Origin of the sequence: Paenibacillus cookii, from assembly GCF_018333375.1 — a bacterium.
In the GTDB taxonomy this organism is placed as follows: domain Bacteria; phylum Bacillota; class Bacilli; order Paenibacillales; family Paenibacillaceae; genus Paenibacillus_AQ; species Paenibacillus_AQ cookii.
The window spans coordinates 1-24,044 of record NZ_BORW01000021.1 but is presented as its reverse complement, the minus strand read 5'-3'; the positions used below and the strand labels follow the sequence as shown (position 1 = coordinate 24,044).

Sequence of the window (24,044 nt, the reverse complement as noted above, 5' to 3'; positions counted from 1 at the left end):
AAAAACCATGATTTCTTAAAATACAATTTCAACCAGTTCCAATGGATGAGTTCATGGGAGAGAGGTCATGCATATTTCGGGGCAGGTTAATTATACATTAACCAATATACCAACATTTGCATAGAAAAAGAAACTCCCTTTCTGATCCCTTCCCCTCAACTTTTGCCAGGCTTGAAGCGCAAAAATCCCCGCCAGACGATGTCTGACGAGGAATAAGAGATCTAATATTCTCCGAGATTAAAAGACCATGGACTCTCCCGGCTTTAATGAAAGCAGGCCGGGGTGCCCTTCCCGTCCGAGGCGGGCAACGACCTGATCCGTTTCGGCTTGAGGAGCATGGACCAGCAACGTATGACGGCTCGGCACCTCTTGCAGCATACGGCGGACGTCGTCCAGTCCCTGATGGATTTTGTAGCCGATCCGAACCGTTTCGCAAGACATCTCCATGGTTTCGCCCTTCAGCAGGCGGCGGGCAAACGTCCCTTCGCTTGCATGGCCCGTAATGACGACGGCATGGTTCGCGTCCGGCGCAAGACGGCTGGCGTACCAACGGGCCCGCGGCGACTCCATCATGCCATCGGTCGTGAAGATAAGCAGCGGATGGTTGCCCTGCAGCCGCCGAAGCCGTTCGTCCTGGCATGCCGGAACATGAAGATGCGGGGAGGACAAGGCTTCCTCGATTTGGCGTTCGGCCCCAGGTCGGAGCCAATCCTTCCATTCGGCCATCTGCCGAAGCCCTTCAACGATTTCCGGTTCGGCAAGGATATGCCGATTCGGGAAACGTCTTCGCGCCCACAGCAGCAAATCCTGTCCCCGGCCGAAAGCCGGGACCGGCATCAGGACATGCCCCCCTCGTTCCAAAACGCGTTGAGCGAACCGGCCAAGCAGGTCCAGCTTCTGATCCTGCGACTCCTCATCCGTCCCATATGCATTGTCCATGATGGATAAAGAAATTCCGGGAGGTTCTCGGTCAAGATCTGAAGACGTTTCCCCTAAAGAGGACGCATCAGGCGGATCGGCGACAAGCAGCCCGGATTCGCGGCTGAAGTCTCCCGAATAAAATAAATGCCGGTCCTCCATATAAATCTGCAGCCAGACGGAACCGAGCATATGGCCGCTCCGCCCCCACCGCAGCCGAAGCCTATCCTGCAGCTACAGCCATTCGCCTCCGGCAACTTCCTCCTCCAGGATGCGAAAACGCATGGCGTAAATATGCTCTTGGCCATATGGAAGCTCGCCGTTTCGTCCTGCCACGTATTTGCGCCAATGGTCAAAATAATGCTCCAACTGCTTAACCGTTGGCTTCGTTGCCCAAATCTCCCCGCGATAACCATGCTTGTATAACAGAGGCAAGGCCATGGAATGATCCTCGTGGGCATGCGAAAGGAATACCGCCGTCAGATCGGGGATCAGGTATTCCTCAAGCAGGGGGTATTGTCCTGTCCCTTCCTTTTTGACGCCGCAGTCGAGCATGATCCGATGCTGATTTCCTGTGATTACGTAACAAGAACGGCCATGCTCGCCGGCGCCGCCCCACACTTTCAACTCCATCATCGAGCGGCCCGCTTTCTTTTGGAGCCCGCGACTTCGAGCAGAACGAGCAGCAAGGTGGTCAGCCCCACCGAGATGACGGCCATCGCCATCCCGAGCGATACTTGCCCCTGCTCGAACTGGGCGTAGATATACGTGGCCGAGGTCTGCATCGACGGCGGCAAAATGAGCAGGGAGCCGACCAGCTCCCGCGATGCGATCGTAAAGGTCATCATCCATCCGGCCAGCATTCCCGGAACGATCAGCGGCAGCAGCACCCTGCGGAAAATGTAGCCCGGTTTTGCGCCGAATACTTGCCCGGCCTGAACGAGCGACGCGTCGATTTGCGTGAAGGCGCTTTTGACGTACTGCACCGTGTACGGAACGAATAAGACGACATACGTGAGGATGACCATGCCATAGGTGTTGTATAGCGGTATCGGCATCCACGGGGAGTTCCATAACAAAATCAACCCCACGACAAGAACGATTCCCGGCACCGTGTTCGGGAGCAAACTGAACAGATCGAGCGTGCGCTGCCCGCGGGTTTTGGACCTTCCGATCGCGACGGCGAACCAGGTCCCGAGCAGCACGGCGATGGTCGAAGCGGCCAAGGACAGCCATAAACTGTTCATCAGTGCCTTCATGCTGGGCGAATGCCAGCTGAGCAGCTCTTTATAGAAATCGAGCGTAAAGTTGTTCCAGGCGAGTCCGACGCCCCGCAGCTTCATCGTGGAAGCCGCTACGATCGAAAAATACGGGATGCCGATCGATGCGATCAGCAGCAAAATGACGTAGATTCCCGCCGCCCACTGCAGCCAGCCGGCGCCGCGCATGGCGGAACGGCGGACGCCTTTTCCCCCGACCAAGCCAAACGTATATTTTCGGCTCATCACGGACTGCATGTACCAGACCAGCAGGCAGCTTGCCAGAAGCACGGACGACAGCGAAGTCGCCTTGCCGAAATCGATCGGCCAGCTGGAAATGTATTTATGGATTTCGGACGTCATGACTTCGTATCCGATTCGCTTGCCGAACGTAACCGGGGTGCCGAATTCCGCGATCGTTTTGACAAAGATGAGCATCGCGCCCATGCCGAAGGCCGACAGCAGCAAAGGGGCGATCACCCGGCGGAAGCGGTAGAGAAACGGCGCTCCCATCACCGCGGCCGCCTCCTCCATATTCCCTCCGATTCTCTCGAGCGCTCCGCGCAGCAGCAAGTACAGAAACGGATAAATATGCAGGCTCATGATCGCAACCATGCCACCGAAGGAGAAAAAGGCTTCTCCAAACCCGGCAAGCCCCGGAGCCAGCTGCTCCAGGTACCCGTTTTTTTGCATGAACAGAATCCAACCCATCGAACCGATGTATGGCGGCGTCATGAAGGGAACAAGGAACACGATTTCCAGCCACCGCCGCTCCCCGAGCCGGGTATGGACCATCACCCACGCAAGCGGAAGGGCGATCGCCGTCGTACCGAGGATGACGCACGCCCCCAGCCAGACGGAAGACGTGAGCACGTTCATCAATTCGGAATCCGCCAACGTTCGGAACGGGGCCGACCATTGCAGCTCCCCGTCCCGGTATACGCTTTGAATGAATATTTCGCCCAAAGGCAGGACGATGAGACCAAGCAGGACCAGGAGCGCCAGTCCCATCGACCAGGCTTTTCGTCGGCGCGGAAGCATCGATGGATTCATGTTACTTCAGCAGCTTCGTGAATCTCTCGGTGACTTCCGTGCCGTGCTCGCCCATCCAACCCCAGTCCGTCTTGAGCAGCGGAATTTCGTCCAGATTGGCGCGGTTCTCGGCTTTGATGTCCGTGCGGCCCGGAAGCAGCGCGGCATCGGAAACCAGCTTTTGCGCCGCATCGGAAAGCAGATAATCGATGAATGCCTTCGCGTTTTCTTCATGTTTGGTGGATTTCAGGATCGCCGCAGGCCGGGGGCTGACCACGGTGCCTTCCTGCGGATACACGATGTCGATCGGCTCGCCTTTCGCTTTGGCTTTATAAGTCATGTAGTCGACGGCGCCGGCGACCATGCTCTTCGCGCCGGTAATGACCGGATCCAGCGCTTCCTGGTTGGCCCCGGCCATGGCAACGCCGTTCGCCTTATAGCTCTCGAACAGGGACCAGCCTCCCTCGCCTTTGTCGCTAAGGTAACCCGTAATGAAATCAAGGGCGGAACCCGACAGCGACGGATCCGGAATGTTAACCTGATTCTTGTAATCCGGTTTGGCCAAATCGCTCCATGACGTCGGCGGCGTCGTTACCAGCTTGGTGTTGTAGGCGATCCCGAGCGCCGACGCGCTGGTGCTGAAGTAGTTCCCTTCCGGATCGGACCAATCCTTGTTCAGCTTGTCCGCGTTTTTCGCTTCCGGATAAGGGAGCGTCAATCCTTCTTTTTTCAGGCCCTGCGCGGAAGGCAGCGAGGCAAGAATAACCACGTCGGCCACCGGATTGGACTTTTCCGCTTCCAATCGGGCCAGGATTTTTCCTGTCGTGCCCTGAAACGTCTCGACCTTGATGCCGGTCTGGGATTGGAAATCCTTGATGAGATTGTTCGCTAATCCCTCGGGTCCCGCCGTATACACGGTAAGCGTTTTGTCCGCCGTCTCCGCCTGCTTGCCCTCTCCGGCGGCGGCAGCCGTATCTTCGGCCGCCTTGTTGCTTCCGCAGCCGGCAAGCGCGGCTCCGAGCGTCAATGCCAGAACCAGGGCGCTTCCTTTCTTCCATGTGTTCCGTTTCAAGTTGAACATCGTCGTTTCCCCTTGATATTTTTCGTTTTGAATCCCCATGTTTCAATCCCCGTCCAACCGATGAATGCCATGCTTCGGCAGGTAAATCGTAACCTCGGTCCCTTCGCTCAGCCGCCGGGGATAATAGGCGAGCCAGAGTCCGGCAGCCTTGTCCGACTGCAGCCTGACTTCGTACCGGTCGCCGACGTAGCTTACCTGCTCGACGGTCGCGGCATAAGCCAGAGTATCTTGCCCGTCCGGCTCGAACCGGATCTGCTCCGGCCTGAACATGGACCGTCCGTCCGCAAGCCAGTTGGACTTCCCGATAAACCGCGCGACAAACGGGTGCCGCGGCTGATTGTAAATTTCTTCGGGCGTACCCTTTTGCAGCACCTTTCCCCCATGCATCACGATCACTTCGTCCGACATGGACATCGCTTCGACCTGGTCATGCGTGACGTAAAGGGCGGTCAGTCCCATCTCGCGCACCAGGTACATCATTTCCAGGCGCATCTCGTCGCGGAGCACCGCATCGAGCGCGCTTAGCGGCTCGTCGAACAGCACCAGCCTCGGGCGCGTCACGACCGCTCTCGCAAAAGCCACCCGCTGCTGCTGGCCCCCCGACAACTGATGCGGATAACGCTGCTCCATGCCGCTAAGCTTGACCTTGTCCAAAGCCTCCAAGACTTTATCCCGGATCGCGTCCTTGCGCCCGGCGGCCCGGAGCCCGAAGCGACGTTTTCGAATACGGTCATATGCGGCCATAACGCAAAATCCTGGAATACCATGCCGAAGCCGCGCCGTTCGGGCGGCACCTCCCTCGTTTCGCTCGCCAGGACGTCCTCGCCGAAGCGGATGCTTCCGGTATCGGGCCGCTCCAGTCCGGCGATCAAGCGCAGCAGGGTGGTCTTCCCGCATCCCGAAGGTCCGAGCAGCGTCGTGAATTGTCCATGCCGGATCTTCAGGTCGGTCGGATGCAAAGCGGTATTTTCTCCAAAACTTTTGCCCACTCCGCTTATGTTCAAATCCATTTTTGTCTGCTTCCCTTCCTTGCTTTAACATTGGGGACGTTCGTTTGGTTCCAACGTTCCTACATACCAAGTCTACCTGCGGGAATGAAAGCCAGTATTACCGTAATGTAAAACGACAATTAATTCTTTCGATGAACTGCGTTAACATTCATAGATTTAATCTATACATAGGGGATAACCAGAAAAGAATAGGCGGGGATTTAACGATGATGAATCTTAATTTATTGAAACTTCAGATTATCGAACTGTTGGAGAAACACCATAAAATCACCACGGTGGCCGACCTCCTGAGACTCAAACAGCCGACGGTCACCTTTCACATGAAAAATCTCGAGCGGGAATTCGGGGTGAAATTGTTTGACGCCCGCATGGGCAGGATTATTTTGACGGACGCCGGACGCGCCCTGCTTCATTATGCTTCCAAGATCAATGCGCTTGCATCGGAAGCCCAACGGGTCGTCAACGATTTTGATACGCTTAAACAAGGAACTTTATCCATTGGAGCGAGCTATGTGCCTGCGACTTACATTTTGCCGTCGATTCTCGATTCCTTTACCAAATCGTTTCCCGGGATCCGCGTGACGTTGTCCGTCAAAACGGCGCCCGCCATCATGCAAATGCTCCATTCCCATCAGATCGATGCCGGAATCATCTCCACCACCCCTTTTCACAAAACGCCGCTCAAAGCGCAAGCGCTGTGCAAAGACGAGCTTGTATTGATCTGCTCTCCTTCCCATCCGTTGGCGGATGCCGAAGCGTGGACGCCGGAGCTGATCGCCGCCTCCTCTTTCGTGCTGCACGGGAAGGCATCCAATACCCGAAACATGACCGACGCGTGGTTGGAGCGGCAGGGCATTCGCCCCTTCTCCAGGCTGGAACTCGACTCCCTGGAAGCGATCAAACAAGCCGTCATGCTGGGCGAGCATATTTCCTTCGTCTCGCGGATGGCGGTGCAATCCGAAACGGCAGCCGGCCGGCTGCGGATGTGGACGATTCCGGACCTCCCGGACGAACGCCATGTGTACGTCATGACCAACAAAGATCGGTACCTGTCGGCGACGAGCGCCCGATTTATCGAGCTGCTGGAACAGTGGCGGGGAACGGCCCAAGAACCTCTCTTGGGTGGCCAAGAATAAATGATTCCATTTTTTACCTGAACGGGTCATTTCCTTGATCAAGGTTTGACACTGGCCCTTTACAGTAGGTTACGAACGATATATCCATACGAGGGAGATGAAATGATGAAATCCAAGGCTGGAAAAGGAAAATCCATCGTTATTGCCGCGTTGGGCGCAGCGATCCTGATGACCGGCTGGCAGCCTGCCGGCAAAGCCGAAGCGGCGGCCAATGCGGTGCCGTCCTATGAAGTGAAGTTCATGCTGAAAGCCGATAAGGTCCTGAACCGGGATCTCACGCTGCAGGATCAGGTCGAAAAAACCTTTGCGATCGAAGAACCGGCAGCCAGAATGCTCGTGGAGTATTTTGATACGGCGTCCCTGGAGCTGAACGATACGGGCTGGAATGTGCGCTTTCGCAAAAAAGAAAACAAGAAAAAATACGAGTTGACGTACAAAAAACGGTACGCCGTGATCAACGGGGATATCAACGCCGCCCTGGACCAGGCGAACCGGGACGGTTTCAGCGCGGACGACACGAATTACGATGCGGAGATCGACTGGGGTTACGGCAAACAGACGCTCAGCTTTTCGAATGATAAGGACGTTTCGGTCTCCAAGGGGCTGAAGCTGCCGAGCGAAAAAGATGCGCTGGAAATGCTGGTGAACGAAATTCCGGGCAAACTCGATAAAACGAACGGGTCGGGATGGGGAACGTCCGTATTGAAGAATTCCTACGCGCATGGTCCCGTTTCGGTCAGCAGATACACGGGCATCTTCGACGGCCTGGAGACGGATATCGAGCTATGGCCGATCGTCGGCGCGGACGGCAGCGGCACGGAAAGCATCGTCGAGATTTCCTTCAAAACCGATGATTACCAAACGGCGGCATCCGAACGGGCGAAGCTGATGAAGCTGCTGGAAGACAAAGGCTGGCTCATTCCGGCCGACTCGCTTAAGACGAATTTGGTCCTTGAGCGTTATTAGATATAGCAATAACCCGCAGCAGGGACATCACGTCCAGGCTGCGTTTTTTTGTTATGACTCTGTCTTATTTGGCAGTTTCCAAGGAATTTCAAATGACCGATTGTCAAGCTAGCCGTTAAAGATTCGACGTCATCACGCATTCGTAATATGACTTCCCCATTCGCCCTTCGGCGGCAACCAGCTGACGCTTCTATCGACAATGAAGTCGCCCAGTGTTTGTTCGTAATTCTTGAGGTATGGTTTATTCAATTCCCATCGGTAAAACTGAACTTTCGGCATGGGTCGTTCGAAAGTGGCCCCTCCATCCTTGGTATGTTATGATTAACATATATTGGTTTTTTTGTAAGTTCTCCATCATAAAAACCGGGAGGGAAACGAATGCAAAAGGAAATTATCTCCTTAGCCGAAATCACCCAGTTTCGATCCGCCGCCGAAGAATTTAGCCCTTTTGAATGGTACAAGCACAAATTGGAACAGGAACCGATCAGCTACAACGAGGCAACGAATTCGTGGAACGTGTTCCGGTATGACGACGTCAAAAGAGTGCTGAGCGACCATGAGTACTTCTCCAGCGTAAGAACGAGGACGACGATCAGCGTCGGCGCGGACAATGAGGAAGGCCAACATGCTTCCGGCCGCATCAATTTGAATTCGGATCCTCCCGAGCACCGGAAAAGCCACAGTCTCCTTTCCGCCGCTTTTACGCCAAGAAGCTTGAAACTTTGGGAGCCGCGCATCCATGAAGTGGTCAGGCAGCTGATCCAGGACATGGGCGACGAACCGGTCATCGATATCGTCCCAGCTTTTTCCGGCGCCCTGCCTACCATCGTGATTGCCGACTTGCTCGGCGTTCCGTCGGAGGACCGGTTTTTGTTCAAAACGTGGGTCGACCACCTGTTCCTCCCGCTGCCGAAAGAAAATGTCGAGGACATTCAGGATCTGAAACGACAGGCGGCCAAAAACTACTACAGCTATCTTTACCCTCATGTCGTCCATAAAAGAACGAACCTTGCCGATGACATCATCTCGGACCTGATTCAGGCGGAGGTTGACGGGGAACGTTTGACGGATGACGAAATCGTCCGGATGACCATGTTCATCCTGGGAGCCGGCATCGAGACGACAAGCCATCTGCTGGCCTGCACGTTTTATTCGTTTTTATATGACGACGAACGGATTTATGCCGAAGTGCAGTCGAACCGCGAGCTGCTTCCGAATACCGTGGAAGAAATGCTCCGCTACCGTTTTCATGTCGCAAAAATGGATCGGACGGTAAAGACGGACAACGACGTACTCGGCGTTCCTTTAAAAAAGGGCGATGTCGTCATCGCTTGGATGAGCGCGGCCAATATGGACAAGGAAGTGTTTGAGGATCCATTTACCTTGAACATCCACCGTCCGAACAATAAAAAGCATCTGACTTTCGGCAGCGGGCCGCATTTTTGCCTGGGAGCCCCGCTTGCCAGATTGGAGGCCAACATCGGCCTCGGACTATTCATGGATCACTTCCGGCGGATCGAACCCGTTCCCGGTTTCAAGCTGGAAGAACATCTGACGCCTTCCGCCGCCGGACAAACGCTGGCTTCCCTGCCGGTACGCGTCCATCGCTGGTGAGAAGGGATATGACTTCTAGCATGAATGAAAAAAGCCTCTTCCTTGTGAAGAGGCTTAAGTTTATTTGCAACCAAACAATCAGCAGCTTGGGTCCGGTTACCCGATGGCTTTTCGGATGTCGTAATCCCGGATGTCGATGTCCAGGTCCATTCCCAATGCCAGCTTGGCCAATTGGCTTCCTAAAAACGGTCCCATCGTCAAGCCTGACGCCCCGAGTCCGTTGGCCGCAAGCAGCCCTTCCCAGCCCGGGACGGCCCCGATGACGGGAAGGAATTCGGGCGTAAACGGGCGAAAACCGACCCTGACCTCCTGAAACGTGCTCTCGGCCAAGCGAGGAGCCAAGCTTAACCCTTTATTTAAAATCTCCTGCATTCCCCCTGCCGTGATTCGCGTATCATAACCTTCGATGTCGTTTTCGTGGGTAGCCCCGATCACGATTTTTTGTTCGCCGAATGCGATCATGTATTGATCCGAAGGCGGCATCACGACGGGCCACTTGCCCGTATCCTCTTTGCGGTCGACCTGCACGTGCATGATTTGCGCCTTCTGGAAACGAACGTTAAATCGAATGCCAAGCGGCTCCAGCAGCAGCCCGGCCCATGCGCCGGCGCAAACGACGGTTTGGTCGGCCGAAAAGCGCTCGTTGCCTACCTTGGCGCCTGTTACGCGGTTGGCCTCATACGTTAGGACGGCATCGCCTTGCAGATAAACGGCTCCATGCCGCTGCGCCGACCGGATCAGCGCGTCACGCAGGGCGCGTCCATCGACGCGGGCGGCGCCGCTGATGCGAACCGAATGATATCCTTCTCCCAGCAAAGGAAAAAGCGCTTGGGTTTCAGCATCGTTCAGCATCGCAATCTCTCCGATTTCCGGCGCGTCTTCTTTTCGCAGCCGTGCCCGCTCCTCCATCTTGCGAACTTTTTCCGGATCCGGATGGATGCTAAGGGCGCCCACCCGTGCATATCCCGTTTCGGTTTCGCCTTCTTGGATGAGCTCTTCGATCAATCCCGGGTAAAACCGCGCCCCGGCCTTCGCCAGCCGGTACCAAGCTTGATTGCGGCGCTGCGACAGCCAAGGGCAGATGATCCCGGCGGCGGCATCCGTGGCTTGCCCTTGATCTTGGCGATCGATCAGAAGGACATCCGCCCCCATTTTCGTCAGTTGATATGCGGTCGATGCCCCCAGAATTCCCGATCCGATGACGATGACTTTCTTCATGACTACAATCCTTTCCAAAACATGAGGTCGCATGATTCAATAGTTCATGAAACTTATGTTACCAAACGAAATAAAAAAAGCCCAGAGAATCAGGCTTTTAAAGGATAAACCGCAAAACCATTACCGTGAGGATGCCTACCACGACCGTCCCCAACAAGCTTCGCGTAAGGATGGCAGTCGCAAAGGTCGGTACCGCCGCCAATATTTCGGTATAATTCCGGGATATATCAAGCTTTCCGTCATTCATGAACAATTCCTGGCCAATTAAGGCAGCCATAACCGCGACAGGAACATAATTCAGCCACCGCATCGCCCAATCCGGCAGCTGCATCCGGCTGAGCACCACAAGCGGAAGCACTCTCGGAAGGAGCGTCACGACGGAGGCCCCTATAATCGCGAGCAGGATATGCCATCTTATCTCCATTTTTCCACCGCCATTCCAAGCGTCGCCGCAATAACCGTAGCCGCGATGACGGCCATGCTTCCCGATAAGAAATAGCTGGAACCGATCACCAACCCCACCGCGCAAACGGCAACCATCAAGTCTTTAAAGAACTTCTTTCTGCTGACCATCTGCAGGACGAGCAAACCGATAAACATGCCCGTCAGCGCAAAATCCAGGCCGAACTTTTCCGGTTCCGTGATCCATTGACCGAAAAAAGCCCCGGCAATGGTCGCAATAATCCAATTGAGATACGCGGTAACGTTTAAGCCGTGCATCCATTTCTCGTCGAGGGAAGTTCGATTCATGGCCTTGTTCATCGCAACCCCGAAAGTTTCGTCCGTAAGCAGGGTGCCGATCAACATCGTCTTAAATGAAGTAAGATGCCGGAAATAAGGCGATACGGCCGCGCTTAGCAGCAAGTGGCGAAGGTTCACGATAAAAACCGTAAGAATAATGGCCGTAACCGATCCATGGGAAGCAATCATGCCTGCCATGATAAATTGGGCGGAACCTGCATAAATCATCGTAGACATCAAGGTAATTTCCAACAATGACAAGCCGGACGTTTTTCCGACAACGCCTGCGGCGAAACCGATGCTTAAGTAACCGAGCAGCGTCGGAATGCAATCCTTGACGCCTTGGTAGAAGCTGTCTTCGCGCACGGTAAAATCTTGTTTGTTTACTTGAACCTTTTCAGACACCGTTTTGATCCTCGATTCCATTTCGTTTTTTCTCAGATGTTAGCTTGGGCAGCGGATGTTGACGAATCCGTGAAGTGTTGACGTTCCGAACCCCCCTCTCTATCGCATGTGCGTTATAGTATATATTACGTGCATTATATCATACGAAATGCCGATAGATGAATAGATTTCACCTCGTAAAATGAGCGTAACCAGCAGGGAACTCGAGGCCGACTTCAATCCTGCACATATTCGGACAAAAAGGATAGGGTCATCTCAAAACATTCCATGGCCTCCGGCGTATGCAGCTGAAATTGATATTCGTGCGGAACGACGCCGCGGGCCGGCGGATAAAACAAGGCGGTCACGGGGACGTTCGCCGCCCGAAGCTTCGCCTCCAGCTCCTTCCCGTGTTTTTCGAAAGAACCGCTGTTGCCATCCGTGATAAACGTCGGCGGAAAATCGCGGGTCACATGGTTGGCCGTCGAAGCGTCTTCCGCTTCGCTCCTCTCCTGCCAATTACGTTTTCCGATATAAGCCCACCCCAGTCGTTGCAAGAAAAACCTCTCCATGTTCCCCGTGACGTTCGCAAGGTGTTTGACGTTATAAGGCCCGCAATAGAGCAGCGCGGCTTTCAACGTACCGGCAGGAACGGTAGGATCGATTCCAACGCGCCCGGCCAGCCCGGGGTTGGTTTGAATGGCAGCAAACTGGGAGGCGATTTGGGCGCCGGCAGAATCTCCCCCAATGATCAACCGGTTCAAGTCCAGGGAAGGAAATTGAGGAGAGATCGATTTCAGATATTCGTAGGCCTCTCCCATTTGCAGAATGGGCGCCGGGTATTTTGCCTCGGGAGCCAATTCGTAGTTCATGCTGACGACGGCATAACCTTTGCCGGCCATCATCGTGCACCAATAGGACGTTCCGGATTTGTCCCCGGCAACAAATGCGCCGCCGTGAACCCACAGTATGGTCGGCAATTTTTCGCGGGTATTTTTAGGGAGATAGATATCGAGCGTGTTGGATTTAAAGGCGGAAGGGTATACAAGGTCTTTATGAACCTCCGCCAGCTTTTCGTAGTCCGCCCAACCGGCAGGCGCCGACGGTCCGGGATCCGGCTGATGCCTGAGCCATAGAACGAACGGAACGGGAGACAGGTTGATTGCAAGAAGCCCCCCGGCAACGACGAAAACGATGATCGACACGATCCATATTAAAATCTTCATTTTGTTCCTCTCCTTAGCGATTTTTCGTGAACATATTGTATTTCGTCTCCGCCGCGCGCTCTACCGTAATTCCTACTTTTCCATTGCCATATTCCGACTTGATCTCGTGGAGGCCCCCTAATCCGATGATTATGGTCTGCCGGATTGCAAGGATTTCAAGACATAAAAACGGACCGCCGGCATGTTCAGCGGTCCGTTTGTGTTATGTTAGGCCTGCTGCCTTACGGAAATCAGGCATTCTATCAGTCACACCTTATACGAAAACTTACTATAAATAGTTATGTCAGATCGAAACGAATTCTGGCGAATCTATGAAATTTCGAAAGGAGGGTTTCCTATTTCAACCTTATCCCCTGAATCCCGCGGGCGAAAAGGTCCGGCGGGCGTATTTCTCGAAGGCGACGGAAGAATCGGTCTATTCTGGCGCATCCTGCTGGGATGGCTCGCGTTCGTTTCCGGCCTTGGGCTGGCGGTAGCCGCGGCTACGATCGCCGGTAACTACGGCTTACCCGCGTTGGCGCTGCAGGTCATTTTGGCCGTGGTCACGACGGGCGTAAGCGTACCGCTCATTTATTTGCTGCGGCGTTATGCCGACAGGCGGCCTTGGAGCGGCCTGGGATTGAGTTCGCCCCCGAAAGGGCTGCCTTATTTTCTGCTCGGGATCGGTCTGCTGGCATTGTTGACCGCCGCATCGCTCCTCATCGGCAGTCTGTTCGGGTGGCTGAGAGTCGTTGCTTTTCATCTCCCCGCTTCTACCCTTTTTATCATTCTGATCAATTCGGCCATCGCTTTCTTCTACGAAGCGTTTCCCGAAGAAATCTCCTTCCGCGGCTACTTGTACCGGAACCTGAACACGCGCTTTCCTCGTTGGCTCGCCCTCGTCCTCCAGGTTGCCCTGTTCGTGCTCGCCCCCATCGCGCTGACCGCGTTGATGGTTCTTGCCGGAATCGCGACCTGGGATCAAGTGACGGTCGACTATATCATCAATCTGGTCGCATTCGGCACGATGCTACAGCTATGCCGCATTCTATCGGGCAACCTGTGGATGAATATCGGTTTCCATTTGGCATGGCTCGAAATGGTCCGGTACGTTGTCGTCCCTTCTCCATCGGCCATCGTCGAAGTGGAATATATAACACCGCTTGCCGGCTACCTGGTGAACATCGGCACGGTCATCCTTGGCGTGATCATCCTTTTGGCCTGGTCGCTCCGACAACGGGTGAACTGGAATCGGATCGAGCCTGATGATCAGCCCGAACCCGAGCATCCCGCAATCTAACCGTTTTTTGAATGCAGGCTTGTTTAGGGTAACGCAAACCCGGACATCCGCATGGTTTCAGTTTGGCGCCTTCTGCGCTGTTCGAAGCCATCGAAGGCACCCGATGAAAATATCGGGTGCCTTCGATGGCTGTCGAGAAACCCCCTGTTTTTTTGCAGGGGGTTTAAAATTGCCTCGTCGGTCACTGAAGTAGGGTTCTCAGAGCGCTTTAAATCGATTTTTATTTTAAAAGATATGATTCCCCATATAAAAAATAGAGTGTCGAAAAGTCCGTTGGACTTTCTCGACACTCTGCGAAGGCACCCGATGAAAATATCGGGTGCCTTCTTCGTTTATTCCGTCTCAATTCCATCCGGTACACCGGTTCGTCAGCGTCTCAATGAGCTCGTGCTGACGACGCCGTATCTGGACAGCAGTTTGCGCCCCAGCAGCGCGACGGCCCGGTCGGTGAGAAAACCCATCAGGCCCAGGCAGATCAGCCCGACGAAAATCCAGTCGGTTCGGAAAAACAGCCGCGAATTCCAAATCAGATAACCGACGCCTTCGTTGGATGCGATCATTTCCGCCCCGATGATCGCCATAAACGACGTTCCCATCGCAAGGCGAATGCCGGTAAAGATATAAGGAACCGTTGCCGGAATGATGACGTGGATGACGATCTGCCATTCCGACGCGCCCATGCTGCGGGCCGACCTGATTTTATCCTCTTCGACGGAGAGGACGCCGGTTAACGTGTTCAAGATGACGATAAAAAACGTGGCGTACATGATCAGCATCACTTTGGACGTTTCCCCGATCCCGAACCATACGAGGAACAATGTGATAAACGCGATCGGCGGAATAAACCGGATAAAATTGAGGAACGGCTCCGCAAACGCCCGGATGGCCCCTACTTTTCCGATCAAGATGCCGACGGGCACGGCGATCAGGCTCCCCAGGGTCCAACCGAGCAGCACGCGGTATGCGCTGATCCCGATATATTGCAGCAGCGTTCCGTCCGCAAGCAGCTCGTAGCCGCCTTTTGCCGTATACAGCGGTCCCGGAAGGATTTCCGGTCCATAGATCAGCGATATCAGCTGCCAGAGAACCAGGATTCCGATCCAAAACGCAATGTTCAATGACGTTTTTTTGAAATTACCGTTCATGGTGTCCCTCCGTTCCTTCCCCTACTCTTCGAAATGCGCCTGAATGCGATTGTACAATGCGTGGAATTCAGGCGCGGACATGTCGCGCGGATAGGCCAGCGGCACATCGTAGATATGCGTTATTTGGGACGACGGACCGGCGGACATGATACCGATGCGCCCTCCGAGCAGCAGCGCCTCCTGAATGTCATGGGTCACTAAAATGACCGTCTTGTCGGTATCCCTCCAAATGTTGACCAGCTCCCTCTGCATCGTGCGCCGGGTCATCGCGTCGAGCGCGCCGAACGGTTCATCCATCAGCAGGATGGACGGGTCGTTCGAGAGCACCCGCGCAAGCTGGACGCGCTGTTTCATGCCGCCGGACAACTCGCGCGGGAATTTGTTCTCATGCCCTCGGAGTCCAACGAGACCTATGAAACGGTCCGACACTTCCTTCCGCTTCGCTGCCGGGATACGTTTCATGCGCAGGCCGAACTCCACGTTCTCCCTTACGGTCAGCCACGGAAAAAGCGAGGAATCCGCCTGCTGAAACACCACCGCGCGGTCCTGTCCCGGCCGGTCCACTTCCTTTTCCCCGACCCGGACCTGACCCGAGGTTTTGGAGACGAAACCGGCGATCAGGCTGAGAAGGGTGGATTTCCCGCAGCCGCTCGGCCCGAGCAGGACAAAAAATTCTCCCCCTTTGACGACCAGGTCCACGTCTTGAATAATGTAATGAAGATGGCCGGCGCCCGGGGACGCGTAGCTCTTGTTTAACCGTTCAATATGGATTTCGTTTGGCTTAGGCAGCGAGCTCATGGGTTTCCCTCCTATTTCAATTCGATGACGCGGTCCGGAAACGCCTGGCGTACCAGGTCCAGATTCAGTTTCGCATGAAGGTCGAAATCTTTTTCGATGATCTTGTTTTCGACCATATATTTCTTTTGTCCGACCAATCCCTCGTATGCTTTTTGCGTGAAGCCGATATTCCACGGATTTTTCGGAAGATCCTTAAGCGTTGCTTCTCTCGGCTGTTTCACCTCGTCGTACATAATATCCGCCGTTTCGTCCGGATGGGCCTGCGCATAAGCCGAGGCTTCATCCAGCGCCTTCAGGAATTCCACCATGCCTTCCTTGTGGTCCTTGATGAACGAACTTGCGGCAATCAGCCCCGTACCGATCCGCACCGGCGTTTGGGACATATCCGACAGCTCGCGGGCCTCCTCAAGCCCGGCAAACTTCTGGTTGAGCACCGCTCCGTATACCCATGCCGCGTCGATTTCGCCTTTTTTCAGCGCGACGTACGCTTCGTCAAACCCGCCCTGCCCTACGAGCGTCACGTCGGATAACGAAATGCCGTTTTGCTGCAGGTAAACGTCCCATAGATACGGAATAAACGTGCCTCTTGAAAAACTCAGCTTTTTGCCTTTCAGATCGGCTGCGGTGGCGATTTCCTTGCGGGCAAACAGTTTCCACTCGCTTGCGCTTAGATCCGTGGCCGTACCGGAGGAGGCGAAGATGGAATAATCGCCTTTGCTGACGGCGTTCAGCAGCGGGAAGTCCGCGCCGAAGGCGACGTCGACCTGCTTGATGAACAAGGAATTCACGCCTTCGGCCGGGGTGGCGAAGTTCACGAGCTCGGCGTCGATGCCGTGTTTCTCGAAAAAGCCTTTTTTCTTCGCGACGCGGAAGACCGTATTGGTCGATATATCGGCGATCTTCAGCTTCAGTCGGCCGCCCTGGTTCGATCCCGCGGCCGTTCCGCAGGCGCCAAGGAGCGAAGCCGACAGCACGAGGGCCATGACGACGAGACTCAAGCGCCGAATGTGCAGCTTATTCATCGCCGGCGTTCTCCTTCCGTATGGTTTCGTCGGTCGTGGCCACGCAGAAGGCGCCTTCCCCGTAAGATACCGTCCCTTCCACCTCGACGGCCGTCACCGCTCCCCGGGCAGCGGCGCCCGGCAGGCGGAAATCGGCGACGTCGATCGGGGCGATTTCCGTTTCGACCGGCGCTTCCAACTGCGGAATCCACTCGTAAGGGACCCGATAAGCGCGGTAGACCATGTTGGAATTCCGTTTGTTTTTGTACGGCGAAATGTATTCCCATACCAGTTCATGCTCTCGCGTCACTTCGAAGATTCTGCCGTCGGCGCCTTCCGTAATGAGCGTGTTGCCGTTCGGGAGACGCTGCGCCGAGCTGATGTAAGGACTATAGAACCGGTAAGAGTCGAGCGGCGCCTGGAATCCGGCCTCCGTCGGCGTATACTGCCATTCGATCGCAAGCGTGACCGGGTTGATCTCCAAAATGCGGGAATGGTCGCGGCGCGCCACCTTCAGCCCGTCCGGTGCTTCGGGGTTCGGACTGCCGTAGCCGCCCCAGCCGCCGTTATCGAATACGAGGATATTCCCTTCGCCAGGCAGCCCCCGCGGAATGAGGTGGGCATGGTGTTGGCCGATGATCCAGCCGATATGCTCCGTTTCTTTCGACGAATAATCGGGTCCCAGCTTCCATACGATGTTCCCGGATTTTTTATCGATGATCGCGATGATGTTCGATTCGCGCGCGTCCCAGATCAGGTTATCGGGATGGAACCGCTCGTCGCCCGCATCGTAATGTTTGTTCGGGCCGAGCACCGATACGGAGTTGATATGCATCCAGTCCCCCGAGTGGGTGCCGAACGCCCGCGTGTTGGGATCGCGGAACAGCGCCAGTTTGGCCGCATCGTCGAAGCCCAGCTCGTCAAAATGGTCGCTGACCGCCCATTCCCAAATGACGTTCCCTTCCCAGTCCACCTCGATGATCGTGTCGTCGAGCAGCTCGGTGTCGGAAATTTCCGGCCGGTTCACGTTTTTATGCGCAAGGATGATCGTGTTCCCTCCGTCCACCTTTGGCGTCAGTCCCGGGGCGTAATACCCTACCGGATTGCCTTCGCGCTGATAATCATGATGCTGGCGCGCCATCCATTGCGCCGGATATCCCTGATCCTCGATCCATGCGTAACGGTCGAATGTCCAGACGATGTTGCCGTCCCAGTCTACTTGCACCAGGTTGGCTTCGTCCTGGAAACCGTATTTCGGGTCGCGTTCCGCCGTGCTGCCGAGCACGTAACCTCCGGGAAATATTTTGTTCGGAAAACCCCGCAGCCCTTTCCAAAGACGGACCTCCCTGCCGTTCATGTCAATGAGCAACGCGCCGGTATCGGCCGCCTGATAAATCGTATACCCGCTCCAAGCTTTGCCTGGCAGGTAAACCGTCGTTCCCGTCGGATAAATCGTTGGATGTCCCATAATGTTTCTCCCTTCCCGTTTGCGATAATCGTTTTAATACGAAACAAATTTGTTTGACCGCTTGCCGCTCTCCTTGATGCAAACCGCTTCCGTCGGCAAGTCCCCGCCGGCCGATTCCGCTTTTTGGATGACCGCTTCGGCAAACCCCTCCAGGCGGCCGTGCAATCGCTGGAACAAGAAGATCAGAAGCTCGAGTTCGGCGAAGGTAAAGGACCCGAACAACGCGTCGATCATATAAGTCCCTGCCTCCCTGTTCCGTGCGACCATCTCTCTCCCTTGCTCGGTAATGTCGAGCGCCACCGTCCTCCGGTCGGTTTTGCTTCGTTTGCGGACGGCAAATCCCAAAGCTTCCAGTTTGTCGCAGATCGCGGTGACGGCACCGGACGTAAAATCCAGCTGCTCGGCGATATCCCCAAGTCCTTGTTCCCCGTCCCTCACAATGGCGTTCAGGATGAGCATGCCCGGGAGCGGGACCCCTTCGATCGTAATTTTGTCGCGCTCCTTGACGAATCTTCGGACCAGCTTCCGAAAATGCCAATCCGCTTCCTCCATTTGTGCCCAGTCTTTTTCTTTCATGCCGCTCCTTTCCGGCGTTATCGACCTTGCTCTGGCTGATTTTTAAGAAAAAGGCCTTCCCTGCCCCTCCATCGCGAGCCTTGCGCCGGGAAACAGAAAAGGCCCCTGGTTCTCTACCGGCATGTTTCCGGTATCGATCTCAGGAGCCTTTGGTGGACCAATCGGCTGATCATTTTGTTTAATGTTGAAATAACGAGCATTCATTCAATGAACGATAACCCGTTGGGCTTGACGTAAGATTAAACCAATTATTCACACCTGTCAAGTAGGTTTTTATTTATCATTTGGTATGCACGAAAAATTGCCGCTTGAAGTCTATAGGTTAACGATCTTTATATTATGTAAACTGTAAAAACAACAAGTTCACCCTGCTCTCCTTTGTTATTCCAATCCTCATCAAAGAGTCATGGGATAACCTACCCGCGCTTTTTTCGCTTTTTAACCTCATTTCAATTCCCCGAATTTACATCTCAGGAATACTTTGGATGTCTTCGGTTCACAATAAGATCCGATTTTACGTTCAGAACGGAGGCATCTCATGGATAACGTTATGCTGGCGCGATCGCTGTTCGGGTCGTCCATGGCGTTTCATATCATTTTCGCGACGCTTGGAGTTGGAATCCCCTTCATGATCGTTATTGCGGAAATTTTGTATCAGGTAAAAAAAGACAAGGACTACGCCATGCTCGCCAAACGCTGGACGAAAGGCCTTGCCATCCTCCTGGGGGTAGCGATCCCTTCCGGAACGCTCGTGGGCGTCATGCTTTCGCTGCTATGGCCGGGTTTCATGGAAATCGTCGGCCAAGTCATCGCGCTGCCCTTTCAGATCGAGATCTGGGCGTTTTTCCTCGAAGCGTTGTTCATGTCGATTTATGTCTACGCGGCGGACCGGCTGCCGGCGGCGGTGCGAATCCTTAGCGTCGTTTTCGTGGCGATCGGTTCCAGCATGTCGGCGGTGCTGATTACGGACGCGCATGCATGGATGAACACGCCAAGCGGCTTTCGGCTGGAAAACGGGCAGGTGGTGGACGTGCATCCTTGGGCGGCCGTGTTTAATCCCAGCTTGGCGACGACGGCGATGCATGTGCTCCTGTCGGCCTACATGACCGGCGCTTTTGCCGTCGCCTCGGTGGCTGCCATGAAGCTGCTCAAACGTCCTCACTCGGAACGGGAACGGGCCTATCACTACAAAAGCTTGTTCCTCTCCCTGTTCATCGGCGGCATCATCTCGCTGATCACGGCGCTGAGCGGCCATGAAACGGCGCAAATGCTGCATGCGCATCAGCCCGAGAAACTCGCGGCGGCCGAGGGGCTTTTCGAAACGCAAGCCTATGCCCCCCTTTCGATCGGAGGCGTGGTCGACAAGGAAACGCGCAGCATCAAAGGGGCGATCGAAATTCCTTGGGCGCTCAGCTTCCTCGCAGGCAACCGGTTCGACACCATCGTCAAAGGCTTGAACGATTTTCCCGAAGAGGAGTGGCCTCCGCTGTTCGTGCATACGCTGTTTAATCTGATGGTGGGCATCGGCATGCTGCTGATTCTCGTATCTGTTTTTACGGTGGGCTTCCGCATCCTTGCCAAGCGCCCCTACCCCAGATGGCTATTATACTCGCTGCTGTTTGCCGGCCCGCTATCCATGGTGGGCATCGAGACCGGCTGGGTGTTCAGCTGCACGGGACGGCAGCCGTGGACCATTTACCATATCCAGAAGACGGCGTCCGCCGCGACGCAGGCCCAGCATTTGGGCTCGTTGTTTGTCCTTTTTCTCGGGCTGTATGCGTTTCTGCTGATCGTAACGGCGGTGGTCATGTTCTACTATTTCAAGCGGCATCCCGTCACTTTTGAACCGGTGGAAGGCCGGAGCGGAGAAGGGAGGAGCCTATGAGCGATACGCAGCTGGCGATCACCATTCTTTGGTGCTTTATCTTTATCTATTCCATTGCGGGTTCCATCGACTTCGGCGCGGGGTTTTGGTCCATGGTGTTCAGCAAAAGGAATCCGCATGCCGCGGACATTGCCAACCGTTTTTTGTCCCCGTCCTGGGAAGTTACCAATGTGTTTCTCGTGCTGTTGGTCGTGGCGCTTGTCGGCTTTTTCCCCCGCGCCGCCTTTGTGCTGGGCACCCTGCTGCTGGTGCCGGTCAGCCTTGTGCTCGTACTGCTGCTGTTTCGGAGCGCGTTTATCGTTTATTCGTATTCGGTGCAGAAACATGAACAGGCGCTGCGTATCGTTTCGGGGATCACCGGCCTGTTCATTCCCGGATTGCTGGTTAGCGTGCTGCCGATTTCGCTAGGCGGATTCATCCATACGGAACAGGGCTTTCCCCAACTCGAATTCGGAACTTTGCTGCGCAGCGCCACATTGTACGCCCATGTCGGCTTCGGCATTCTGACGGAACTGTTCTTATCCGCCTTATTCCTGTCCGATTACGGACGGGAAGCCGGAAACGAACAGGTGTCGCAGCAATTTCGCTCCCTCGCGATCGTGCTTGGCCCCTTGGCCCTTGCCATGGCCGTCTTGGCCACCTTTACGATGGTGCCGGAGGCGCTTTGGATCGTGGCCCGCATGCAGGAGCAATCGGTATGGTTCCTGCTGTCGGTCGTCGCGTTTGCGATCGGATACGGCGCCTTGTGGATTCGCCGGAAAGACGGCAGAAAAGGCTGGCCCCGGCTGGCCGTCGTGATGACGATCCTCCAGTTCGCGCTTGCGAGTTATGCGTACGGGAAAGCGCATCTGCCCTACATCGTTTACCCGGATTTGACCGTGGAAGCCGGCATCACGAACCATTCGATGTTCGTATCCTTGCTATGGGGGTACGGCTTCGGGACGGTAATTTTATTGCCGGTATTCGTCTTGTTCTGGTGGTTGTTCTTAAAGGACAAGCGCTACCTGCGAACGAAGTAAAGCGAATCTGTTTTGCTGCATTTGACGGTGCTGCAAGCCAAAGAGCCGACAGGGAACATCCCCGTCGGTTCTTTGGGTTATGGGCTACTCCGGAACGATCTTCTTTCGGGCTGACACTTTTTTGGGCAAATCGCTGCGCCGACCTGCGTGACTCATTTCCAGAAGTCAAAAAAAAGCGCCCTTGACGGACGCTATGAACGCGTTTATTCATTCGTTTTTCGGCGGTAAAGCCAAAATGCCAATGTCATAAAGACGAGCAGAATCGATCCGAGCACGGCAAGCGCGGCGATGAGCACCGGGGCTTCCGCCGTGCCGTGCGTCAGTCCCCGGGCGGCCGAGGACGCCAAGCTCACAGGATTATAAGCCACGATTCGCCCGAGCCATGGCGGCATGGTGGACGTATCCGCAAAAACGTTGCTGGTAAACATGAGCGGGTACAACGCAATGTATGACATTGTGGTGAGGGTTTCGGTTTTTTTGACGACGATTCCGATGCAGGCGAAAATCCAGCTTAAGCTGAATGCATACAGCATGACGAGCGCAAACGCAAGCAGGAATCCTGCGATGCCGGCTTCCGGGCGAAAGCCAAGCAGCAGGCCAAGCCCGAACGTGGTGAGGATCGCCGCCGCAAACGACAGCAAATGGATCGCCATCGTGCCGATGATTGCCGCGGGCTGCCAAAACGGAAGGCTTCTGAACCGGTTGAAAACGCCTCGTTCGATATCGGTTTTGATTCCGATTCCGATATACACCGTCATCGTGGTGACCGTATAGACCAGCATGCCCGGAAGCAGAAATTGCAAGTAATCGCCCGTCGAGCCGGAGATCGCCCCGCCGAACAAATACGTAAATATCAGCAAAAAGATCGCCGGAAAAACGATCGAATCGATCGCCAAATAATGAATGTTTCCGATCGTTTTGCGCCAGGAGCGCCAGATAAAGGTTGAGACGGCTTGCAGCGCGTTTGCTCTTTTGGGGGGTTCCCCTCCGTTCAGCGCCAACATAACCCTGGATGGCATCTGATTCATCGCGTTCCCTCCTCGATCGTTCCTTCTTGGGCAGCCCTGCCGGTCAAGGCAAGGAATACTTCATCGAGGCTGGGCTGGCCGAGCGAAAATTGAACCGTTCCGATGCCGTTTCCGGATAGTTCGGCAAGCGCCAGCGCCGCTAGTTTGGGATCCGAAACGGACGCCGTGATCAAAGCGGGATCATCGTGGGTATTGACAGTCGTTCCGAGTACGCGGTTCATCACCTGTTCGGCATCGGTCCGCTGCTCCGCACGGGTCAGCCGGACCTGAATCGTGCCCGATCCGACCATAGCCTTCAACTCGCCCGGAGTCCCTTCGGCGACGACTGTTCCCCCGTCGATTACCGCAAGCGTGTCGGCAAGCTGATCGGCTTCCTCCAGGTATTGGGTCGTGAGCAGCACCGTCTTTCCTTGTCTCACCAACATCCGGACAATCTCCCAGACGTCGTTCCGGCTCCGGGGATCCAGCCCGGTCGTCGGTTCATCCAAAAACAGCAGGTCCGGCGCCACAAGCATGGCCGCGGCAATGTCCAGCCTTCGCCGCATGCCTCCCGAGTATTTTCCGGCCTTCCGGCCGGCAGCCTCGGAAAGGCCGAACCCCTCCAACAGTTCATCGGCCCGGGCTTTGGCCGCTTTGGTTCCATACCCGGCTAGCCTTGCAAACAGCACCAGATTGTCTCGCCCGCTAAGTTCCTCGTCAACGGCGGCAAATTGCCCGGTCAACCCGATCCTTCGGCGAACGGCATCGGCCTCGCGAACGACGTCCCGTCCGAAGATTTTTACGGTTCCCGCGTCCGGACGAAGAAGCGTGGACAAAATATGAACCAGCGTCGTTTTCCCGGCTCCGTTGGGACCCAGGATGCCGTACACCGTTCCCCGCGCCACGCCGAGGTCCAATCCTTTCAACACTTCCCGCGTGCCGTATGCTTTTCTTAATCCTTTCACTTCAATGGCAAGTTCCCTTTCCGCCATCGTTCCACCCGCTTTCTTACCGGTTTTGATTTTGAGGATGTTTCCTCTTGAAAATCCGCTTACAACCCGATTTTATAACACTCATGCAAATGCGAAGGTTCAGGAAAAGAATTGCCGATGAAAAGCAATTTGCAAACATAAGGGGCTGTCCAATAAGTCCCCAAAAATCATAACCACCCGTCCAACGGGTGGTTTGCACTTGGGGTATAACCCCCTGTTGCCAAACTGCGCCTAAAGACGCTAGCCTGACAATAAATTGTTCAGGCTCAGTGTAATTTGCCTCTTTCAC

The 24,044-nt window shown here is 55.0% G+C and carries 23 protein-coding genes and 1 pseudogene; 6 read left to right on the top strand and 18 right to left on the bottom strand.

The window, feature by feature from the left end; all coding sequences use genetic code 11:
- Nucleotides 1-237: 237 nt before the first annotated feature.
- The 6 genes and pseudogenes from KI367_RS17535 to KI367_RS27245 form a co-directional block, all read right to left on the bottom strand.
- The gene (locus KI367_RS17535; RefSeq protein ID WP_052147442.1) at nt 238-1,110 is read right to left on the bottom strand and encodes an MBL fold metallo-hydrolase; all 873 of its coding nucleotides are present in this window, start codon (nt 1,108-1,110) and stop codon (nt 238-240) included.
- A 42-nt stretch (nt 1,111-1,152) separates the two neighbouring features.
- Nucleotides 1,153-1,554 carry an MBL fold metallo-hydrolase gene (locus KI367_RS27255; RefSeq protein WP_052147441.1) on the bottom strand — a complete coding sequence of 134 codons (402 nt, stop codon included), beginning with the start codon at nt 1,552-1,554 and terminating at the stop codon, nt 1,153-1,155.
- Nucleotides 1,551-3,230: an ABC transporter permease gene (locus tag KI367_RS17530; protein WP_052147440.1), complete on the bottom strand. Its 1,680-nt coding sequence runs from the start codon at nt 3,228-3,230 to the stop codon at nt 1,551-1,553. Before KI367_RS17530 ends, KI367_RS27255 begins: the two co-directional genes overlap by 4 nt.
- A gap of 1 nt (nt 3,231) precedes the next feature.
- Nucleotides 3,232-4,290 carry an ABC transporter substrate-binding protein gene (locus KI367_RS17525; RefSeq protein WP_212951304.1) on the bottom strand — a complete coding sequence of 353 codons (1,059 nt, stop codon included), beginning with the start codon at nt 4,288-4,290 and terminating at the stop codon, nt 3,232-3,234.
- A gap of 42 nt (nt 4,291-4,332) precedes the next feature.
- On the bottom strand, nt 4,333-4,560 hold the full coding sequence (locus tag KI367_RS27250; RefSeq protein WP_246537061.1) for a TOBE domain-containing protein: 228 nt from the start codon (nt 4,558-4,560) through the stop codon (nt 4,333-4,335).
- A 312-nt stretch (nt 4,561-4,872) separates the two neighbouring features.
- Nucleotides 4,873-5,300, bottom strand: a pseudogene (locus KI367_RS27245) (ABC transporter ATP-binding protein); the annotation flags it as partial.
- A 209-nt stretch (nt 5,301-5,509) separates the two neighbouring features.
- On the opposite strand from KI367_RS27245, the gene KI367_RS17515 reads away from it, so the two are divergent.
- The 3 genes from KI367_RS17515 (at nt 5,510) to KI367_RS17505 (ending at nt 9,016) form a co-directional block, all read left to right on the top strand.
- The gene (locus tag KI367_RS17515; RefSeq protein ID WP_036715449.1) at nt 5,510-6,436 is read left to right on the top strand and encodes a LysR family transcriptional regulator; all 927 of its coding nucleotides are present in this window, start codon (nt 5,510-5,512) and stop codon (nt 6,434-6,436) included.
- 105 nt (nt 6,437-6,541) lie between these two features.
- Nucleotides 6,542-7,402 (top strand): hypothetical protein, encoded by an 861-nt coding sequence (locus tag KI367_RS17510; RefSeq protein WP_212951224.1) that lies wholly within the window; start codon nt 6,542-6,544, stop codon nt 7,400-7,402.
- Nucleotides 7,403-7,780: 378 nt separating this feature from the next.
- Nucleotides 7,781-9,016, top strand: a complete 1,236-nt coding sequence (locus KI367_RS17505) for a cytochrome P450 (protein ID WP_212951223.1) — start codon at nt 7,781-7,783, stop codon at nt 9,014-9,016.
- 96 nt (nt 9,017-9,112) lie between these two features.
- Here the strand turns inward: KI367_RS17505 and KI367_RS17500 are convergent, their stop codons facing one another.
- From KI367_RS17500 to KI367_RS17485, 4 genes are all read right to left on the bottom strand, one after another.
- Nucleotides 9,113-10,234: an NAD(P)/FAD-dependent oxidoreductase gene (locus KI367_RS17500; RefSeq protein WP_212951221.1), complete on the bottom strand. Its 1,122-nt coding sequence runs from the start codon at nt 10,232-10,234 to the stop codon at nt 9,113-9,115.
- Nucleotides 10,235-10,331: 97 nt separating this feature from the next.
- A complete protein-coding gene (locus KI367_RS17495; protein ID WP_036715267.1) occupies nt 10,332-10,658 on the bottom strand; it encodes an AzlD domain-containing protein in 327 nt (108 codons plus the stop codon).
- Entirely contained in the window at nt 10,649-11,401 is a 753-nt protein-coding gene (locus KI367_RS17490) for an AzlC family ABC transporter permease (RefSeq protein WP_081992816.1), read from the bottom strand. The genes KI367_RS17495 and KI367_RS17490 overlap by 10 nt, the downstream gene beginning before the upstream one ends.
- Before the next feature lie 194 nt (nt 11,402-11,595).
- Nucleotides 11,596-12,585, bottom strand: coding sequence for an alpha/beta hydrolase (locus KI367_RS17485; RefSeq protein ID WP_212951219.1), 990 nt, complete (start codon nt 12,583-12,585; stop codon nt 11,596-11,598).
- A gap of 280 nt (nt 12,586-12,865) precedes the next feature.
- On the opposite strand from KI367_RS17485, the gene KI367_RS17480 reads away from it, so the two are divergent.
- Nucleotides 12,866-13,864, top strand: coding sequence for a CPBP family intramembrane glutamic endopeptidase (locus tag KI367_RS17480; RefSeq protein WP_246537052.1), 999 nt, complete (start codon nt 12,866-12,868; stop codon nt 13,862-13,864).
- A 368-nt stretch (nt 13,865-14,232) separates the two neighbouring features.
- Here KI367_RS17480 and KI367_RS17475 read toward each other — a convergent pair whose 3' ends face one another.
- Genes KI367_RS17475 through KI367_RS17455 form a run of 5 tightly spaced genes read right to left on the bottom strand, consistent with a single transcriptional unit; the run spans nt 14,233 to nt 18,852 of the window.
- Nucleotides 14,233-15,009, bottom strand: coding sequence for an ABC transporter permease (locus tag KI367_RS17475; RefSeq protein WP_036715265.1), 777 nt, complete (start codon nt 15,007-15,009; stop codon nt 14,233-14,235).
- A 21-nt stretch (nt 15,010-15,030) separates the two neighbouring features.
- A complete protein-coding gene (locus KI367_RS17470) occupies nt 15,031-15,807 on the bottom strand; it encodes an ABC transporter ATP-binding protein (protein WP_212951217.1) in 777 nt (258 codons plus the stop codon).
- Between the two features lie 11 nt (nt 15,808-15,818).
- Nucleotides 15,819-16,829, bottom strand: coding sequence for an ABC transporter substrate-binding protein (locus KI367_RS17465; protein ID WP_212951215.1), 1,011 nt, complete (start codon nt 16,827-16,829; stop codon nt 15,819-15,821).
- Complete coding sequence (locus KI367_RS17460; protein WP_212951213.1) at nt 16,822-18,276, bottom strand: aryl-sulfate sulfotransferase; 1,455 nt, start codon at nt 18,274-18,276, stop codon at nt 16,822-16,824. Before KI367_RS17460 ends, KI367_RS17465 begins: the two co-directional genes overlap by 8 nt.
- A gap of 33 nt (nt 18,277-18,309) precedes the next feature.
- Nucleotides 18,310-18,852 (bottom strand): MarR family winged helix-turn-helix transcriptional regulator, encoded by a 543-nt coding sequence (locus tag KI367_RS17455; RefSeq protein ID WP_212951211.1) that lies wholly within the window; start codon nt 18,850-18,852, stop codon nt 18,310-18,312.
- Between the two features lie 538 nt (nt 18,853-19,390).
- Between KI367_RS17455 and KI367_RS17450 the strand changes: the two genes are divergently transcribed.
- Both KI367_RS17450 and KI367_RS17445 read left to right on the top strand, forming a co-directional pair.
- The gene (locus KI367_RS17450) at nt 19,391-20,737 is read left to right on the top strand and encodes a cytochrome ubiquinol oxidase subunit I (protein WP_036715260.1); all 1,347 of its coding nucleotides are present in this window, start codon (nt 19,391-19,393) and stop codon (nt 20,735-20,737) included.
- Nucleotides 20,734-21,756 (top strand): cytochrome d ubiquinol oxidase subunit II, encoded by a 1,023-nt coding sequence (locus tag KI367_RS17445; RefSeq protein ID WP_212951209.1) that lies wholly within the window; start codon nt 20,734-20,736, stop codon nt 21,754-21,756. The genes KI367_RS17450 and KI367_RS17445 overlap by 4 nt, the downstream gene beginning before the upstream one ends.
- A gap of 203 nt (nt 21,757-21,959) precedes the next feature.
- On the opposite strand, the gene KI367_RS17440 is transcribed toward KI367_RS17445, so the two are convergent.
- The 3 genes from KI367_RS17440 to KI367_RS17430 form a co-directional block, all read right to left on the bottom strand.
- Nucleotides 21,960-22,784, bottom strand: coding sequence for an ABC transporter permease (locus KI367_RS17440; protein WP_036715259.1), 825 nt, complete (start codon nt 22,782-22,784; stop codon nt 21,960-21,962).
- Nucleotides 22,781-23,755 carry an ATP-binding cassette domain-containing protein gene (locus KI367_RS17435; RefSeq protein WP_212951207.1) on the bottom strand — a complete coding sequence of 325 codons (975 nt, stop codon included), beginning with the start codon at nt 23,753-23,755 and terminating at the stop codon, nt 22,781-22,783. The genes KI367_RS17440 and KI367_RS17435 overlap by 4 nt, the downstream gene beginning before the upstream one ends.
- A 16-nt stretch (nt 23,756-23,771) precedes the next feature.
- On the bottom strand, nt 23,772-24,044 hold a 273-nt coding region (locus tag KI367_RS17430; protein WP_212951205.1), incomplete at its 5' end, for a hypothetical protein.